Origin of the sequence: Nostoc sp. DedQUE02, from assembly GCF_034531035.1 — a bacterium.
GTDB lineage: Bacteria > Cyanobacteriota > Cyanobacteriia > Cyanobacteriales > Nostocaceae > Nostoc.
Genome location: NZ_JAVRBY020000009.1, coordinates 1 through 17,206 on the forward strand (window position 1 = coordinate 1; position 17,206 = coordinate 17,206).

Consider the following 17,206-nt stretch of genomic DNA (forward strand, 5'->3'; position numbering starts at 1 on the left):
CACCCCCCCCCCCCACCCCCACCCCACCCTTTTTTTTTTAATGATTCTTCGACCACCGAGATCTAAATTATATAATATTCTCTATCTTTACATCAGTTACAACCAAATAACCCAGATTCCAGAGGCGATCGCTAATTTAACCAATCTCACCCAGCTTTACCTCAATTCCAACCAAATAATCCAGATTCCAGAGGGGATCGAAAGTTTGCCGAAATTGGAAAAGCTAGATTTACGGAGAAATCCGCTTCCTATTTCACCAGAAATTTTAGGATCTTCTGATGATGTTGGTTCAGTTAAAGACATTTTCAATTACTTGCGATTACTCCGTAGCGGTGAAGTGAGTCCAGTCAACGAAGCCAAAGTCTTGCTTATCGGACAAGGCAGCGTCGGTAAAACATCCCTAATCGAGCGACTAATCCGCAATAAATATGATAAAAATCAACCCCAAACTGACGGACTTAATGTAGAAACTTGGAATGTGCAGGTCAATAGCAAAGACATCCGCCTCAATGTTTGGGACTTTGGCGGACAGGAAATTTATCATGCCACCCATCAGTTTTTTCTGACTAAGCGCAGCCTATATCTCCTAGTCTGTAATTGTCGCACCAGCGAAGAAGAAAACCGCATCGAATATTGGCTGAAACTAATCGAAAGCTTCGGCGGACAGTCCCCCGTGATTATTGTTGGCAACAAAAAAGACGAACAACCCCTCGACATCAACCGCAAAGCATTACGCGAAAAATATCCTAACATCCAAGCGATTATCGAAACCTCTTGCCAAGACAATATCGGCATTGATGAACTTCGCAACGCCATTTTGCAGCAAATCGCCAACCTCAAAGAAGTTTACGATCTTCTTCCACTCTCATGGTTTGAGGTTAAACAACAACTCGAATCCATGACTGAAGACTTCATCACCTACAGCAGCTATATCGGCATCTGCTACAAAAATAATATTCCCGAAGAACAAAACCAAGAGCAACTGATCGATCTCCTCCATCGGCTTGGCTTAGTTCTCAACTTCCGCGAGCATCCCATCCTCAAAGATACCAACGTCCTCAAACCCAACTGGGTGACAGAAGGCATTTACGCGCTCCTGAGCGATGAAAACCTCAAAACTAAAACCAAAGGCATTTTCACTCCCGCCGATCTCACCCGCATCCTCAATCCAGAGCGCTACCCCGCCAAGCGTCACGAATATCTGATCGGGCTGATGAAAGAATTTGAGCTTTGCTTTGCACTAGAATGTCACCCACCACAATTTCTAATTGCGGGACTTCTGCCTAAAGACCAACCAGACGAAACAGAACTCGACGGCGAAACCCTGGAATTTCAATACCATTACAAAGTTCTCCCCGAAAGCATCATCTCCCGCTTCATCGTCATCACCCACGAAAAAATTCATAACCAAATCTATTGGCGCAGTGGCGTAATGCTGCAATATCAAGACAACAACGAAATCTACAACATCGCTCGGATCAAAGCCGATCCCGAAGACAAAAAAATCTTCATCACCATTAGCGGACGCAAAGAAACCCGCCGCTTATTTCTCGGCATCCTCCGCGATGTCTTCCAAAAAATTCACAAAAGTCTCCCCAATCTCGAAATCACCGAATGGGTTCCCGTCCCCAATTACCCCAACCATCAGCCCCTCGACTACCAAGAACTCCTCGGACAAGAATCAATGGGTGAAAGCACAATCACCATTGGCAAACTAAGATTAAAACTCGATCTGCGTCAACTTTTAGATGGCTATGAATCCAAGGAAGAAAGGCAAAAACAGTTTTATATTCATAACCAGTACAATAACACTTATCATCAATATGGAAAAGGCGATAATTTTGCTGGCGATGAGGTTGAAGGCAATAAAATCGGATGAAGTTACCCAACTTTGAATTAGCCTTTATCGATCGCAACAAACTGCAAAACTATAGCCTCAACGCCCAACACAATCGCGGAAAGCACAAAGCCAGATTATTTGCCGCTATTCTAGACTTAGGTAGCAATGATGCAGAAATTCTGCAAATGCTAATCGAAGATGCGATTCAGAATTATGAAGCAATTCCCAGCCTGTTAGATGAATATGGTCAACGCTATATCGTCGATTTCCCCATCACCCGCAACCAAAACACTGCTAATATTCGCACAACTTGGATCGTCCGCCCCACCGAAGATTTTCCCCGTCTCGTTAGTTGCTATATTTTGAGGTAATGCCCATGCTTGCGACCCCAAATACACTAAATTTATTAGATATTGTTGCTCTTAAAACTCCCTTATCCGAACATAATCTCCTTGCAGGTCAAGTGGGAACCATTGTCGAAATCCTCGCCCCGGAAGTATACGAAGTAGAATTTAGCGATGATGATGGTCAAACCTATGCTATGCAAGCTTTACCAGCCCATCAACTTCTAAAACTTCATTACAAACCCCTAAAAACTATGTCTAATACCATCAATCAATTCGGCAAAGGCGATAACGTTGCAGGTGATAAAATCCAAGGTGATAAAAACCAAAATGACTTCAAAAACGCAACTATTGGAATTGTCGCTCAAAACCAAGCCCAAGCCACAGTAAGCAACCTGAATCAAACAAGCGGCGCAAGCGTAGCAGAACTGATGCAAATCATCAACACCATGCGCCAAACTGCCGCCCAATTCCCGCCAGAATTCCGCGACGACATTATTATTGATATTGATGATGTAGAAGCAGAAATTCAAAAACCAGAAAAAGAACGCAATTTACCCAAACTCAAAAAGCGTCTACTAGCTTTACTAACTGCTGCTAGTGTAGCTGCTGCCCCGATCGCAGGTATAACAGACTTTACAAACAATGTTATAGATATAGGTAACAAAGTAGGCATCGAACTAAAGCTTCCCTCTGTTAAATAGACTTGTCTCACTCCAGAGGCGATCGCAAATTCAAGCTTCACAGCTATTAAAGAATAAACAAGCGATCGTTTTGCATCAATAGCTTGAAATGATTCCCGCCTTTGATTTGATGAAAATTGAACTAGCGATCGCAGGTAAGGATGCAGATGTGGATGAGGATGGCGCAGCAGAATTTAGTTTGTAATTAATAATGAAGATACTAAGCCAGAAGAACAAGCAGATTGAAAAATTTATCTGTTTTCAGGATTAGTTAAAATAGCTTTGGGTTGATTAGCATTAAATAAAGAAGCAGACAAGAGAATAATCGGCTTGTTTGTTTGGTTTTCTGCATAATGAACCATTCCGGTAGATTCAACTAAAGAATCTCCCACTGTAAGCTGTATAGTTTTCCCTTTTTGAAGAATCAATTCTGTGCCGTTAGCTTTCGTTACTTTAGCTTCTCCTTGCACAACAGTATAAGTTAAACTTCCTGCCTCTACTCGTTCAATCTGCATTCCCGGATGAGTATGAGTAGGGAGTTTTGCTCTTGGTGCGATGGTATAGCGTACAAGCTCAAGAATCTGCTTTTTATCTTGAGTAGGATAACCACTCGCTAAAACTTCACGGGTAACAGATTGAGTGTAAGTATTGGGTGAGGAGATTTCTTGGCTCTTAACAACTACACTGCCAAAAGCTAGGATAGCTAAGGGGAGAATTAAAGACAGTTTTCTCATATTAAAAATTTTTGTTTAGGCAATACCTTTAATTAAATCATTTTGTGTTTAGTTTGCCTAATTACTTAACTTACTAGTGCTATTCAGATAGTTTTTTGAGTACATTTTGAACTTCATCTGCTCTTTCTGGATTAAGTTCAATGTAGCTTTCAGCCGCGATTTTGAAATATTTTTTGAATATGTCTTCAAAACCTATTTCATCTTTATCAAGATTGCTAACTTACAGCATAGACAGAAGAGATTTTATTTCACTTATCTGCCTGTCAATTACATTAAAATGATTATCAAGCATTTTTAGCATTCTCAATAGCTTGTCTGAACCCATGTAATTCGGAAACAAATCCAAAATTAATATAATTAGTTCGATGTGGTACATACTAATAGTATAGTCTTTGTATATGTTAGTATAATATCAACCATTTAAAACATAAGGTATCGGTATTTAAACGTATTTCAGAAAATAGAACACTTTTTTTTGCGATCGCACCAACAAAATCATTCACTACCACCTTCTGGAAACAATCGATTCAAGTCTAATAATGCATCTTCAAATCCAGGAATTGCTACTGACTGGTTAGATAGAGAAATCTGCTTGCTGAGATAGCTAAACTTATTTTGAGCATTTTGATATGGCTGACTATGACACTCAACTTGACGAGCCGGTAAATTCACAATCCAGTAATGAGAAATTCCGGCTTCTGCATACAAAGACAGCTTGGTTGTTTGGTCGTAATCTAGGGTTTTATCCGAAATTTCAATTACTAACAAAATATCTTCTGGATAGGGATGATGAGCGAGATAATCTTCATCTCTTCCTATTGCAATGACAACATCCGGTTCAGGCTCACTCTGATTAGGAAGAGTGATCGGATCTTGTCCGCGGATGACTGCTCGATCGCCTAATAGCCGATCCAATTGACGGCATAGGATAGAACTACAAACTGTATGAGGCGTTCCCTTTGCTGTCATTTGAATCAGTTCCCCCCGAATTAATTCAATACGATCGCCCTCTGTGAGAAATCCGAGTTCAATCAATTGATGGTATTCTGCGATCGTAAATCGCTTAGGTGTCACAACATTCATAAGACATCTTTCCAAGAGTACTTGTACACTAGCAAAGATTAAACTGACTGCGTTGTTTACTGCCCCAGGTTTTGCAATGCTTCAAATTGTTGCCAACAAAGGTACAATGCACGCGGTACATGAAAACATCCTTTCCATTTGCCACCTTTGAGGTTCAACAATACTTCTCCACGCCGATTCAGATAGCCAAACCATTCACCGTATTCTGAATCAGCAAAGTGTGACCAGGCGTAATCGTGCATCTTTTCATACCATTCCCAACATACCTCACGCCCGGTCAGGCGATCGCCCATCGCTAATGCAACCAAAGATTCTAGGTGAACCCACCACAGCTTTTGATCCCATTCCAATTGTTGTGGAGGATGACCGTCTGCATCCATAAAGTAATACAATCCGCCGTACTCGTTATCCCAAGCAAAATTCAAGATATTTAACACCACATCAACGGCTTGGTTAATAGTTTTGGTGTCGTTTTTCCGACGTGCGATATCCATGATAAACCACATCGCTTCGATGCCGTGACCTGGATTAATCAGCCGTCCCTCAGAACAATCTAGGTGCGAACCGTCAGGGGCAACATTTTCGTACATTAGTCCCCGTTCTGGGTCGAGAAAATCGGTCATTACTTCGCGGACTGTCTCAGCTAGGACATTTTCTAGCGTTTCCTTTGGTAACAACCATTCCATTTCTAGAGTCAGGTTGGCTAAAATCATCGGTACAGCCAATGATTTCATCGGGCGTGTGCCGGGATAGGTTTTATTATATTTGCCCTTGGGGTTATCCTTGCGGCGTAATACGTTGTTATAAGCCTGCATCGCCACATCCTTTGCCCATTCTTCGCCGCCAGCGAGTGCATATTGACTAAATGCCATCGCTGCAAAGCAATCAGAAAAGATATTGTAAGGCTGAACCAATGGTTTACCTTCACGGGTGAGGGCAAAATACCAGTTACCATCGCTATCTCTGCCATGTTGGGCGAGAAAATTAGCGCCATTGCTGGCAATTTTCAGCCAGTTTTCGCGCTTTTCTAGCTGGTTGTAAAGCATCGAAAAAGTCCACACCTGACGGTTTTGCAGCCAGATGAATTTGTCTGTATCATAAATTTTGCCTTCGCGATCGAGGCAGGTAAAATAGCCGCCTTGCTGCCAATCGGGAGAATATTTTTCCCAAAATGGGAGTACGTCGTTGAGGAGGGCGTTTTTGTAAAGTTCAGCGAGCGTTTGAAAGTCCTTCTCCATAAATTTGCTCCCTTTTTGTACCAAGACTAACAGCTTAACAGTTATCATATTTTGACTCGAACATGCAGCGACACCGATAGCGTAGCGGTAGCGAGTGCGCGTACTCTTTTAGAAAAGCAAGCTACGCTTTTAGCGTCTCGTGGAGAGCGTCATAGCCCGTCGTAGACATCGCGTCCGTCTTTTACAAGATTTAGTCAGCAGAAGTTATACTTCTATCTTGGATCTTGCACAATTCTCAATAACCGTAGGGTAGTTTTTTAGAGATGAGGTTGTTATGAGTCAGATTGAACGAGTTGCGATCGTTGGAGGAAACCACGGTAATGAGTTAACAGGAGTACATTTAGTCAAAAAGTTTCAGAAATATCCTAATTTAATCAACAGAGCAAGTTTTGAAACTCTGGCATTACTTGGCAATCTCAAAGCTATTGAAGAAGGCAAACGATACATTGACAAGGATTTAAATCGTTGCTTTACTAATCAAGGTTTACAAAATCCCCAACTCTCAAGTTATGAAGATCAACGGGCAAAAGCAATTCAACAGATATTGCAACCGCAAAATCAGCCCTTTGTAGATGTAATTGTTGATTTGCATAGCACAACTGCCAACATGGGATTAAGTCTGATTTTTTGTGATATGCATCCTTTATTACTTCGGTTAGGCGCTTATTTAAGTTCTATAAATCCGATGGTAAAGGTTTTTGTTAATCAACAATCTAGAGAAGGTGGATTTCTCCGTTCTTTGTGTGAATTGGGTTTTGTTATAGAAGTTGGGGCTGTGGCTCAGAATATTTTAAACGCTGAATTATTTCAGCAAACAGAGCAGCTTATTTATGCAATTTTAGACTATTTTCAAAGTTGCAACCAAGGTAATATTCCGCAGATAAACAACACGCTTACACTCTATCAATACATTGGGACTATCGATTATCCTAGAAGCGATGCTTATGGTGAGCTGGGACTACGCGGGGAGATTCAAGCCATGATTCACCCCCAGCTTCAGTTTAGGGATTATGAACCTCTGCATCCAGGCGATCCAATGTTTCTGACTTTTGAAGGAAAAGATATTTTCTATGAGGGAGAATCTACTGTTTATCCTATTTTTATTAATGAAGCAGCTTACTACGAGAAAGGAATTGCCATGTATTTAAGTCAAAAGCAGGAAAAGGTAGTTTAATTTATTCGCCCTTCTAACCAAGATTGCAAATCAGTCAAGGTAGGAAAATCAAGCAATACATCGCTCAATTCTTCGAGTACAGGCAAAGGTAAACCAGAAATTGAGGAGCGAATTTCCTCAGACAGTTCTCCAAGGCGCTTACTATGATATTACGGTGTTGCTGAATCGAGGTATGAATTTGGATGTAGAGACGTTGCAATTGCTAGTCTCTACAAGGATTTTGAAATAACGCAAAATTATTTTTCATACCGCAATCAGCAATGCCTTAGGCGGACATGATATCAAGCCCGATCAAGCTGGGTTTTTAGGACTTGTGTGTACACCGTAGCCTTTTAGGAGAGAGGTCTATTTGTGGTTCATTTACCTGAAAATCGCTGTAAAAGTATCAATGAGATATCTGGTGAAATTAATTATGCATTGCCCGAAATCCTTGGTAGGCAAAATTTATCTAGTCAAAGGCTTCCCATACCACTACGTGGAAGCAAGCTATGCGTAGCGTCTCCGTGCTTTTTTTGCAGTTTAAATCTGATATCAAATTTCTGATTTAGTGTACTGCAATCAGTGTAGGTCTTCCCCTTGTGCGTCTCTGAAAGACAAGCCACACCGCTCATTAGACCTCTTGCAAAAATATATTTTTGCACTCTTAGGGTAAAGGGTAAAGGGTAAAGGTTAAAGGGAAAGGATTTTGAGTTTCTTTACCCTTTTCCCCTTCACCTTTACCCCGACTTTTGCCAAAAAGTCTATTGAAACCTCCTACCTGCTGCCCTCTTCACTCCATACCACTTTCCTTAAACATTCCCATCAATTTACGTTTACGGGCGTGAGTTTGCATCAAGTTTTCCCGATAGCTTAACCAGTCAGCTTTCTTCCCAGATTTCAGGTAGGCATTACGCGCCTTTTTTAACCATTCAACCGCGTAATAGTAGTATTCGGCTTTACCTGCATCCATAATCTTTTCGGCACGGCGACGAGCATTAGCAATTACCCAACCAGGATTATGAGGAATAGCAGCATCCATGACTCGGTGAATTAACTCTGAACGATCGGAACTTAGTTCGCTAGCGATCGCAATTGCATCATCAATTAGCCCCTCATGCAAGAATATATCTACCTTGGCTGATTCTGTTCCCCAACCATTACAAGTACGGATAATTCTCAGCAGGTCTGTTTTGACACTTTCCCAGTTTTCCCCAGCCAATTCTGCCATCTTTTGGTAATCCACAAAGGAGGGCTTCATTTGAAAAGCGGCCTTGATTGCTAATAAAGCAGCTTCACTATTACCCAATTCAATAGCTAAATCACTTGTCCAAATTGCCAATTCGTACTGACAATTACCCGGTAAATTTAATCCACTCTCGGCTATATCTAATGCTTGCTGTAATGCTCCTTGAATGCTGAGTGTTTTCGCTAGGGCAAAGGCATCTTCCATTGAGTTCATCTGGGTTTGAGCGGCATCAATTGCTTCTTCCACCCTGCCTAAACGCCCCAACATTGTCAGATATTGCTGGGTTTGCCCTTCTGCTTCTGCTAAATACAAGTATTCTTGATAACGTTCTTGACGTTCGAGAATTTTCAGGCGAATTAATGCCAAATCATCAGCATAATCTGGTACATCTTCTTCCCATGCTCCCCTTTCAGTAATGTTACCTTGAAGAACTTGTACCAGTGGCGGATAATCCCAACCTTGGCGTAAAGCCTCCATAACTAGATCAAAATCAGCATTCCACTCATCTTGCCAAGCTTCTAAATTTATTTGAATATCAACTTTTTCTTCTGGAGTAAGTTCGGTGCTGAGAATTGCTTCACACCAAGCATTATTTAATTCCGCGACAACTTCATCATTTTCAGCGCCGTATTCGGCAACATCATCCCAATTTTCCACACAGGTAGAAGTAATCGCCTCCAAAATAGCGATCGCATTTTCACCTTCTCCCCGTTCGCTAAAATCTACCGCAGTTTGCACTACACTCAGCAAATCTTCGCCAATCGGGTCATCTTCGTATCCCTCCTCAAAGTAGCGCACGGTATCCTTGAGAATCTGCCGTACTTGCCGCCGAAAGGGAGCAGGATCAAGAGTATTGCGGCGCACGAATTTTATCGCTGTTTGGTTGTCAGCAGGATTCGTCATCCAACTTACATGACGGTCAATTGCCTCAATTAGGGGGGGGTATTCTGCTACCAACCCTTGCAGCAGTCTTTGAGTTTGGATATGATCCAGGCGATTTAGTAGTTCCTCAAGGGTGGGGCGCTGCTCAATATTTTCTGAATTACGCGCACAAACGAGCATCGTCGCTACAATGTGTTTGCACCACCCTTCATAGTCGTAGGCACAGGTGCATTTTACTGAGGTTAACCCACTACTATCGAAATTCAGGCTGACATGATAAGGTCTAGCTTCCGTGCCTATAACATCTGCCTGAAGCTGATGACCACGTTGGATAACGGCATTAACAGCACCAGCGTTATAATATGCCTCGCCTCGCTGGAAAGATTTGGCGTTGGCATGACGGCGGATAGTAAATTCACTAATTTGGGGAATAGACATCGAGCGATCGCCTGCGTAAATCTTCTGGATCAATCCTAAACCCAGCTTAGTGTTACGCTAACGCCCTGTAAAGAAAAAGGTGTGGATACTCTCAATAAGACTGCAATTTCTATTCATTAAGTCGCTTAGAACTGGTAATCAGCTTCATTGCCCTGCAAATACTCACTTAATTTCTTGTCGCTTTTCTGGGAAAACCAACCCATATAATGAAAATATCCATATTTTCGCCAGAAGTGAGTGAATCATAATTTGAGTTAGCAATACCCAAACCTGAAATCAGTGAACAGTCAACAGTAAACAGTCAGGGTAATGTAAGGTAAGGGATTTAGAGTTCAGCGATAAAACTGATAACTGATAACTGTTAAAAGGGTTGCGCTGATTGTCGGTCAAGTTGAGAATAAATAGGCGAAGCAGACGGGGAAACTAACGTGAGTCAAGGATATGATTACGATTTAGTAATTATCGGCGCTGGTGTAGGCGGACATGGCGCAGCCTTACACGCCGTAAGTTGTGGTTTGAAAACAGCAATTATTGAAGCTGCTGATATGGGAGGAACCTGTGTTAATCGGGGCTGTATTCCTTCTAAAGCGCTGCTGGCAGCATCTGGACGTGTGCGGGAGTTACGCAATGCCCACCACCTCAAATCACTGGGAATTCAAATTGGTAGCGTAGAATTCGATCGCCAAGCGATCGCCGATCATGCTACCAATCTTGTCTCAAAACTTCAAGGCGACTTAACCAACAGCCTCAAACGTCTAGGGGTCGATATTATCAGAGGTTGGGGAAAAATCGCTGGCGCGCAAAAAATCTCTATTACTGGAGACGGCGGTGAAAAAACCATTACAGCCAAAGACATTATCCTTTCGCCAGGTTCAATTCCTTTTGTGCCTCCAGGGATTGAAGTAGACGGCAAAACTGTCTTTACCAGCGATCAAGGTGTGAAGTTGGAATCGCTACCAGAGTGGGTAGCAATTATTGGTAGTGGTTACATCGGCTTAGAATTTTCTGATATTTACTCAGCTTTGGGTTGTGAAATCACTTTGATTGAAGCCCTAGATCAGTTAATGCCAGGATTTGACCGCGATATTGCCAAACTTGCCGAACGGGTGTTAATTACTCCCCGCGATATTGAAACAAAAGTCGGGATATACGCTAAAAAAGTCATTCCCGGTTCACCTGTAGTAATTGAGTTAGCAGATTTCAAAACCAAGGAAGATATAGATGTCATCGAAGTAGATGCTTGTTTGGTGGCTACGGGACGCATCCCAGCGACCAAAAATCTTGGTTTAGAGTCTGTGGGTGTGGAACTCGATCGGCGGAATTTTATTCCAGTAGACGATCGCATGGCAGTACTATCAGCAGGTGAAGTCGTACCGCATTTGTGGGCAATTGGCGATGCTAATGGGAAGATGATGTTAGCACATGCGGCTTCTGCTCAAGGCATCATCGCCGTAGAAAATATAGTTGGGAGGGAAAGAATAGTAGACTATCGCAGCATCCCCGCAGCGGCCTTTACCCACCCAGAGGTCAGCTATGTAGGCTTAACTGAAACAGCAGCTAAGGAGTTAGGACAAGCTGAAGGGTTTGAAATTGCCACCAGTAGGAGTTACTTCAAAGGAAATTCCAAAGCGTTGGCAGAAAATGAAGCTGACGGTATTGCCAAGGTGATATATCGCAAAGACACCGGAGAAGTCTTGGGCGTCCACATTTTCGGACTGCACGCCTCAGACTTAATTCATGAAGCCTCAGCTGCGATCGCCAACCGTCAATCTGTCCAAAGTCTCGCACATCTAGTTCACGCCCACCCGACACTCTCGGAAGTTTTAGACGAAGCTTATAAACGAGCGATCGCAATTTAGTTATTTGTTCTTTGTCATTTGTCCTTTGCTAATAAACAAGGACAAATGACCACCGATCAATGACTAATGACTAATGACCAATGACTAGTGACTAATTATGCAAATCCGTCGCCGTTCACCTAACCCAGCTATTTCCGTGTCCATATTACGTTATCAGGCTGCCGTACCTGATGCAGCGCCAAACAATATTTTGGAAGAAATTGTCTGGCATAAAGAAGTAGAAGTTGACCAAATGCGTGAAAGGCTGCCTTTACGGGAATTGCAACATCAAGCACTCTCTGCGCCACCAACCCGTGATTTTGTTGCCGCTTTGCGTCAAGGTAAGACAAAGCCAGCATTGATTGCCGAAGTGAAAAAAGCTTCACCGAGTAAAGGCGTTTTACGAGCAGATTTTGACCCAGTAGTGATCGCCCTGTCTTATCAGCAAGGAGGTGCTAGTTGTCTTTCTGTGCTGACAGATGTCAAGTTCTTTCAAGGTAGTTTTGACAATTTAGCCAAAGTCCGGGCTGCCGTAAATTTGCCCCTACTGTGTAAAGAGTTTGTCATCTATCCTTATCAGATGTACTTAGCGCGGGTTCAGGGTGCAGATGCGATTTTGTTGATTGCAGCTATCCTCAGCGATCGAGATTTGCAATACTTCCTGAAAATTGCTAATAACCTGAAAATGGCAGTTTTGATTGAAGTCCATAGTTTGGCAGAACTTGACCGGGTGTTAGCCTTAGATGGAGTCTCCTTAATAGGTATCAATAATCGCAATTTGGAAGATTTCTCTGTCGATCTGCAAACTACTTGCCAACTTTTGGCTGCAAGAAGTAGACAATTGCAAGAGAAAAATATCCTTGTTGTTAGCGAGTCAGGACTACACAACCCAGAAGATTTGAGTTTAGTGCTGACAGCAGGTGCATCTGCTGTACTCATTGGAGAATCTTTGGTAAAACAACCAGATCCCGGCGCTGCGATCGCTCGTATATTACCGAAGAATTTTTGAAATAAACACCCCATCTGCCCTAAAAGGCGCAGGGCTGCACATAATAGTTGAGCAATTGGGCATACTATGCGTATATACGCAGCACTTTGCTATCAAATATCATCAATATCTTTGCCAAATCTTCATTGCTAATCAAACCAAAGCCATAAGCAACTAGTTATTTATTATGTAACAATTTATTAACAAGAAATAAACCGTGACTAATAGAAAATCCCAAATATGAAATCAAAAGTTAACTTCATGGAGCAAATTCCTCTACCTTCGCCTATTCACTACGAACTTATACTTCAACTCTTAGAAAGACAAACTATGTTAGCAGTCAATGATAACCCAGATTTACGGCATCAGGTAAATCAGTTAATTATTACTCTCCGTAAAGCTGCTGTACAGCAAAAGCGACTAGAAGAAATTTGCGAGTTTTCCTCTGTAACTATCGATCACCGTTGGTCAATTAACCATCATAACGATAACAAAGTTGTTGCCCCCGATTGAAGTTGGTAACTTAAATATCTCAACCTCAAATTTGGCATCTTTGTTAAGTTAGCTTCCCATCATCAGAAAGGTCTCTGTGTATTCAAGTAGTAAGTGTTTAAAAGTTCCAGCGCACTTGGTTGAATCAAATGCACAGTTTGAGGTGTGATTTAAAAAGAGTTACATAGATTCTAGTTACAGAAATTTTTCAGCTTTGCAAAAATATCTAGCAATGCTATATAAAGATTTTAAATCCGCAGTCTTAACGCTCAGACTTTAATTAATATAAATTTATACTTTATTGAGCTACTTTCCTCAAGTTATACATAGTTATTTTTTCTCTAAATTACTAACTGATGGTATTTACTAATTATATAAGGCACATCATAGCTACCTCTCACGATCTATTAATGCTATAGAAAAAGATTGTCATCTTTATAAGATTTTAGCTCTGAAAAAGTTCATCTTGATTTAGACAAAACTGTAGATAAGTTAAAATAAAATATTAATGAGATTCTCTCTCGAATTTGACGAAAGATGAAATACAACAGCATTGATGAACTACTTAGAAATAATCAGGCTTGGGTTGCAGAAAAGCTAGCTCTAGACCCAACTTACTTTCAAGAATTATCTAACGGACAAACACCACCTTTTCTATACATCGGGTGTTCTGATAGTCGTCTGGCATTAACAAAGTTTACCCGTACAGAACCAGGAGAGTTATTTGTACATCGTAATATCGCCAATCAAGTTTCTTTAACGGATATTAACTTTTTAGCCGTTTTAGAATACGCAATTTTACATCTAAAAGTGGAACACATTATCGTTTGTGGTCACTATGATTGCGGAGGAATCAAGGCAGCTTTAGAAGGTAGAACCATCGGAATTCTTGATAACTGGGTAAATCCGATTCGGGAACTGTATTTAGAAAAACAAGAAGAAATTGATGCCTTGCCAACAAGAGAAGAACGTCTGAATCGTTTGGCGGAAATGAATGTTGTGGCGCAAGTGAAAAATCTTTACCAAACTTCCATCATGCGTCAAGTACTCCATGAGCGAAAAGCACCTATGGTTCATGGCTGGGTGCTAGATATTCGCACTGGGTTAATCAAAGATTTGAACGTTTCAACTGGGCAATGGCAATTGCACATCTGCCCCTTGCTTCTAGAGTTTAGACTTTATGCCATGTTAAAAAATGAGAGGTAATTCGGTGTTTACCTCCAAACTTGATAAATACTGTTTTTAAAACTTTTATTTAGATATCGGATTTTATTAGACAATGTCTATGTATAATTCAAAAATAAAACAGGATTTTTAAATATTTTTGTTTAATCAAAGTTACAAATACAAAGCAGTGAATTTCCTAACTTTTTTAAGAGAGGCAATTCATGATATGAATTGTCTCTCTCAGAATTAGTAAAGGCGAAATTGATACGTCCAAACTAATTAATACAAAAAATTAATTATTTCTTAGCAATTATCCAAACTGCATGAATAATTCCAGGAATGTAACCAAAAAGTGTCAAAAGTATATTAATCCAAAAGTCTATACCAAAACCTACTTGTAAAAAAACTCCCAAAGGCGGCAGGAAAATGGCACACAGAATCCGAACTAAATCCATTTAAACCTCCTGTTTATCTCAGAAAAGACAGCTTGTTGGCAAACTAATTCACCACTGTTCAAGCATATTTGTACCTCTCAAAGATAACATTTCCTCTCTTAATCTAGATCGCGGTTTAGATACGGTAAACCGCACTCAAGATTAGCCACCGCTAATTTTGGCTTTGTAACCTAGCTTAGTCAAAATATCAAGAATTTTCTGTTTGTGTTCGCCCTGAATTTCAATTTCGTTGTCTTTAAGTGTCCCACCCGATCCGCACTGGGTTTTCAACTGCTTCACTAAATCTGCTAATGTTTCCGGTTTGGCTTGAAAACCACTAACGACTGTGACGGTTTTGCCTTTGCGTCCTTTGCGGGAAGCTTGTACTTTCAGATTTTGTTGTTGTGGGGGTAGTTCTGGAATTGGTCTTTCTGTGGCGGCGGAGTTGTCGTTGCCAAATTCGCGGTAGACAAAGCTTTTGTCAGAAGATTGAGACTTGGAAGAAGACATAAAATGAATGTTTAAGAAAAATTTCAAAAGCAGTGGAAACTTCTACGCAACCATTCTGCTGGGATACAATTTCTAGGCTAACATTACACTCCATACATCATAACCAAACTGACGTAATACTTGAACTGATTCAGGAAAATGGCTTGTCTATATCAATAATTAAACTAATCTTACCTAAACCATCTCAAACTCTAATCGATGACTCTTGAGAAAATCATGGGTGAAATGATCCACCATATTTGTATCAGCTAGTTCCAAATTATAAAAATCCACAGCTTCATGGTCAAAATGAGGGCCAGCGTGCCAAGTACCCTCATGTAGCTTGATAAAACAATTCCCCGGAATGCGGAAAGCAGCAATTTCTTCTAATGTTGGTTCACTCACATCATTATGAGGAGGACAAACTGCAATTAACCAATCTTTCCCTTCCAAAGAACCCAAACATTGAGTGCATTGCATATGGCGAGTAATTTCGTGGAACTTTCGCCCTATATTCTCCAACCGCATAATATAAAATCGTGGAATCCCGTTTTGCAGGTTTAACTGGGCATCTTCCCCATCGTAAGTTTTGCCATCAAGACTTGCAAAAATAACCTGTCCATAACGCCGAAAGTTTTCAGGAGTCACCCATTGCACTTGCAACTGTTGCACTGTCTTTGATGTGCTCATATCAAATCATTAAAAGTGATTATCTAAGTTTATTTTCGCCCATGATGACTGAATTTTACACAGTTATGATGGTGACTTCCTGAGTTTAAATGCCCTAAACTCTGAAAAAATAACCTCAGCTAGCTAGATAACTACGTACTTGTTCTTTTTGGCGCCGGAGGAGACTAAGAGCTTTTTGTTCTATCTGACGCACCCGTTCTCGACTAATACCCATGCGATCGCCAATCTGTGCTAAAGAAAGTTCATACCCATCAGTTAGACCAAAACGCAAGGTTAATATTTCTCGCTGTTGGGGAGACAACTTTGCCAATAAGTCTTGTAAGTCTTGGTGGAGAGATTCTTCAACGGCATAATCTTCAGGAGAAGGGCCATCATCCTCCAGTATGTCCTGCAATTCTGTATCTTGTTGTTCACCAACTCGCGCCTCTAGAGAGAAAGGTTGACGCGCCAAGTACAAACACTCTCGAACTTGGCTAGGTGTCAAAGATAAAGCAGTGGCAATTTCAGCAGTAGTGGGAACGCGACCCAATTGTTGAGATAATTCTCGCTGCACCCGTTTAATTTTGTTCAGTTTCTCAAAGACGTGGATCGGTAAACGAATTGTACGTCCTTGTTGAGCGATCGCTCGTGTGATTCCTTGACGAATCCACCAGTAAGCGTAGGTAGAAAACTTATAACCAAGGGCGGGATCAAATTTATCCACACCTCGCTCTAAACCTAAAGTACCTTCTTGAATTAAATCCATAAATTCCAGGTTACGGTGCTGGTATTTCTTTGCCACAGCTACCACTAACCGGAGATTAGCCTGAATCATTTTCTGCTTGGCGTGGTGTCCTAAATTTAGCTGTTGCTCTAACTCTTCGACACTTAATTCCACCCCATTTGCCCATTCTTGCAGTATGGGTTCGTGGTTTAATTTGACAGCCAATTCTTCTTTAGCAGCTAATAAATTCATCATCTGCTGCACTTGTTGGGCAAAAATAACCTCTTGTTCGCGAGTCAACAAATCTACACGCCCGATCTCTTGCAGATAACTACGCACAATATCATCTGTAGCTCGAGGTCTTTTATCTGCGGCTAAACTTTTTTTCTTGGTTTTTTGAACTTCGGTATGTGGAGATGTTAAGTTGCTCATGGTTATTTGCTCCTCTGTAACCTCATCAATTTATTGGTATCAAGTCTAGATATTCTGACCCACAGTCATTTCGCATTGCTATCTTGCAAAAGCCTTTAACATCGCACTCTTTATTCCCCTCCTCGGTTGCAGGAGAACAGACAAAGCGTAACTTTAGCTCTCTGGAGTTTTATTTGTGATTTCTGCAAGGGGTCTAATCAATTGGCAATACCGATGAATTCCGGTCTATGATACATTACAAGTTAATTGTTGGAGATAATAAACCCAAAATCAACCCACTCCTTAATAATAACATCATCAGTCACAAATCAATTAACTCAAGTATCATTAGC

General features: G+C 41.1%; 15 protein-coding genes and 2 pseudogenes. 8 read left to right on the forward strand and 9 right to left on the reverse strand.

The features are described from left to right. Positions 1 to 73: 73 nt before the first annotated feature. From RMX98_RS10540 to RMX98_RS10550, 3 genes and pseudogenes are all read left to right on the forward strand, one after another. Positions 74 to 1,879, forward strand: a pseudogene (locus tag RMX98_RS10540) (COR domain-containing protein); the annotation flags it as partial. Further along, on the forward strand, positions 1,876 to 2,211 hold the full coding sequence (locus RMX98_RS10545; protein WP_322679652.1) for a DUF6883 domain-containing protein: 336 nt from the start codon (positions 1,876 to 1,878) through the stop codon (positions 2,209 to 2,211). The pseudogene RMX98_RS10540 and the gene RMX98_RS10545, both read left to right, overlap by 4 nt. 5 nt (positions 2,212 to 2,216) lie before the next feature. Then, entirely contained in the window at positions 2,217 to 2,888 is a 672-nt protein-coding gene (locus RMX98_RS10550; RefSeq protein ID WP_322679653.1) for a DUF4926 domain-containing protein, read from the forward strand. A gap of 230 nt (positions 2,889 to 3,118) precedes the next feature. Here RMX98_RS10550 and RMX98_RS10555 read toward each other — a convergent pair whose 3' ends face one another. The 3 genes from RMX98_RS10555 to RMX98_RS10565 form a co-directional block, all read right to left on the reverse strand. Further along, positions 3,119 to 3,601, reverse strand: a complete 483-nt coding sequence (locus RMX98_RS10555; RefSeq protein ID WP_322679654.1) for a cupin domain-containing protein — start codon at positions 3,599 to 3,601, stop codon at positions 3,119 to 3,121. Between the two features lie 495 nt (positions 3,602 to 4,096). Continuing rightward, entirely contained in the window at positions 4,097 to 4,684 is a 588-nt protein-coding gene (locus tag RMX98_RS10560) for a Uma2 family endonuclease (RefSeq protein ID WP_322679655.1), read from the reverse strand. A 56-nt stretch (positions 4,685 to 4,740) separates the two neighbouring features. Beyond that, positions 4,741 to 5,922, reverse strand: a complete 1,182-nt coding sequence (locus RMX98_RS10565) for an AGE family epimerase/isomerase (protein ID WP_322679656.1) — start codon at positions 5,920 to 5,922, stop codon at positions 4,741 to 4,743. Positions 5,923 to 6,196: 274 nt separating this feature from the next. Between RMX98_RS10565 and RMX98_RS10570 the strand changes: the two genes are divergently transcribed. Continuing rightward, positions 6,197 to 7,096 carry an aspartoacylase gene (locus RMX98_RS10570; protein WP_322679657.1) on the forward strand — a complete coding sequence of 300 codons (900 nt, stop codon included), beginning with the start codon at positions 6,197 to 6,199 and terminating at the stop codon, positions 7,094 to 7,096. Here RMX98_RS10570 and RMX98_RS10575 read toward each other — a convergent pair. Next, positions 7,093 to 7,224 (reverse strand): annotated as a pseudogene (locus tag RMX98_RS10575) (DUF4351 domain-containing protein); the annotation flags it as partial. The gene RMX98_RS10570 and the pseudogene RMX98_RS10575 overlap by 4 nt on opposite strands. 641 nt (positions 7,225 to 7,865) lie before the next feature. Continuing rightward, positions 7,866 to 9,641 carry an SWIM zinc finger domain-containing protein gene (locus RMX98_RS10580; protein WP_322681640.1) on the reverse strand — a complete coding sequence of 592 codons (1,776 nt, stop codon included), beginning with the start codon at positions 9,639 to 9,641 and terminating at the stop codon, positions 7,866 to 7,868. A 428-nt stretch (positions 9,642 to 10,069) separates the two neighbouring features. On the opposite strand from RMX98_RS10580, the gene lpdA reads away from it, so the two are divergent. From lpdA to RMX98_RS10600, 4 genes are all read left to right on the forward strand, one after another. Next, positions 10,070 to 11,500 (forward strand): dihydrolipoyl dehydrogenase, encoded by a 1,431-nt coding sequence (gene lpdA / locus RMX98_RS10585; RefSeq protein WP_322681616.1) that lies wholly within the window; start codon positions 10,070 to 10,072, stop codon positions 11,498 to 11,500. Positions 11,501 to 11,597: 97 nt separating this feature from the next. After that, positions 11,598 to 12,488 carry an indole-3-glycerol phosphate synthase TrpC gene (gene trpC, locus RMX98_RS10590; protein WP_322681615.1) on the forward strand — a complete coding sequence of 297 codons (891 nt, stop codon included), beginning with the start codon at positions 11,598 to 11,600 and terminating at the stop codon, positions 12,486 to 12,488. Between the two features lie 240 nt (positions 12,489 to 12,728). Then, positions 12,729 to 12,980 (forward strand): DUF5340 domain-containing protein, encoded by a 252-nt coding sequence (locus RMX98_RS10595; protein WP_094349807.1) that lies wholly within the window; start codon positions 12,729 to 12,731, stop codon positions 12,978 to 12,980. Positions 12,981 to 13,496: 516 nt separating this feature from the next. Next, a complete protein-coding gene (locus RMX98_RS10600) occupies positions 13,497 to 14,165 on the forward strand; it encodes a carbonic anhydrase (RefSeq protein ID WP_322681614.1) in 669 nt (222 codons plus the stop codon). Positions 14,166 to 14,422: 257 nt separating this feature from the next. Here RMX98_RS10600 and RMX98_RS10605 read toward each other — a convergent pair whose 3' ends face one another. The 4 genes from RMX98_RS10605 to RMX98_RS10620 form a co-directional block, all read right to left on the reverse strand. Next, positions 14,423 to 14,581, reverse strand: coding sequence for a YqaE/Pmp3 family membrane protein (locus tag RMX98_RS10605; protein WP_179065728.1), 159 nt, complete (start codon positions 14,579 to 14,581; stop codon positions 14,423 to 14,425). 141 nt (positions 14,582 to 14,722) lie between these two features. Beyond that, positions 14,723 to 15,070: a translation initiation factor gene (locus RMX98_RS10610; protein WP_322681613.1), complete on the reverse strand. Its 348-nt coding sequence runs from the start codon at positions 15,068 to 15,070 to the stop codon at positions 14,723 to 14,725. Between the two features lie 174 nt (positions 15,071 to 15,244). Next, on the reverse strand, positions 15,245 to 15,739 hold the full coding sequence (locus RMX98_RS10615; RefSeq protein ID WP_322681612.1) for an ureidoglycolate lyase: 495 nt from the start codon (positions 15,737 to 15,739) through the stop codon (positions 15,245 to 15,247). A 115-nt stretch (positions 15,740 to 15,854) separates the two neighbouring features. Beyond that, positions 15,855 to 16,874 carry an RpoD/SigA family RNA polymerase sigma factor gene (locus RMX98_RS10620; RefSeq protein WP_322681611.1) on the reverse strand — a complete coding sequence of 340 codons (1,020 nt, stop codon included), beginning with the start codon at positions 16,872 to 16,874 and terminating at the stop codon, positions 15,855 to 15,857. Positions 16,875 to 17,206 lie beyond the last annotated feature (332 nt).

What these genes read in the sequence shown, in the direction of transcription:
- RMX98_RS10555 (WP_322679654.1), bottom strand. Translation starts at nt 3,601, where the DNA reads ATGAGAAAACTGTCTTTAATTCTCCCCTTAGCTATCCTAGCTTTTGGC.
- RMX98_RS10595 (WP_094349807.1), top strand. Translation starts at nt 12,729, where the DNA reads ATGGAGCAAATTCCTCTACCTTCGCCTATTCACTACGAACTTATACTT.
- RMX98_RS10610 (WP_322681613.1), bottom strand. Translation starts at nt 15,070, where the DNA reads ATGTCTTCTTCCAAGTCTCAATCTTCTGACAAAAGCTTTGTCTACCGC.
- RMX98_RS10600 (WP_322681614.1), top strand. Translation starts at nt 13,497, where the DNA reads ATGAAATACAACAGCATTGATGAACTACTTAGAAATAATCAGGCTTGG.
- RMX98_RS10565 (WP_322679656.1), bottom strand. Translation starts at nt 5,922, where the DNA reads ATGGAGAAGGACTTTCAAACGCTCGCTGAACTTTACAAAAACGCCCTC.
- RMX98_RS10620 (WP_322681611.1), bottom strand. Translation starts at nt 16,874, where the DNA reads ATGAGCAACTTAACATCTCCACATACCGAAGTTCAAAAAACCAAGAAA.
- RMX98_RS10550 (WP_322679653.1), top strand. Translation starts at nt 2,217, where the DNA reads ATGCTTGCGACCCCAAATACACTAAATTTATTAGATATTGTTGCTCTT.
- RMX98_RS10615 (WP_322681612.1), bottom strand. Translation starts at nt 15,739, where the DNA reads ATGAGCACATCAAAGACAGTGCAACAGTTGCAAGTGCAATGGGTGACT.
- RMX98_RS10580 (WP_322681640.1), bottom strand. Translation starts at nt 9,641, where the DNA reads ATGTCTATTCCCCAAATTAGTGAATTTACTATCCGCCGTCATGCCAAC.
- RMX98_RS10560 (WP_322679655.1), bottom strand. Translation starts at nt 4,684, where the DNA reads ATGAATGTTGTGACACCTAAGCGATTTACGATCGCAGAATACCATCAA.
- RMX98_RS10605 (WP_179065728.1), bottom strand. Translation starts at nt 14,581, where the DNA reads ATGGATTTAGTTCGGATTCTGTGTGCCATTTTCCTGCCGCCTTTGGGA.
- RMX98_RS10570 (WP_322679657.1), top strand. Translation starts at nt 6,197, where the DNA reads ATGAGTCAGATTGAACGAGTTGCGATCGTTGGAGGAAACCACGGTAAT.
- RMX98_RS10545 (WP_322679652.1), top strand. Translation starts at nt 1,876, where the DNA reads ATGAAGTTACCCAACTTTGAATTAGCCTTTATCGATCGCAACAAACTG.
- trpC (WP_322681615.1), top strand. Translation starts at nt 11,598, where the DNA reads ATGCAAATCCGTCGCCGTTCACCTAACCCAGCTATTTCCGTGTCCATA.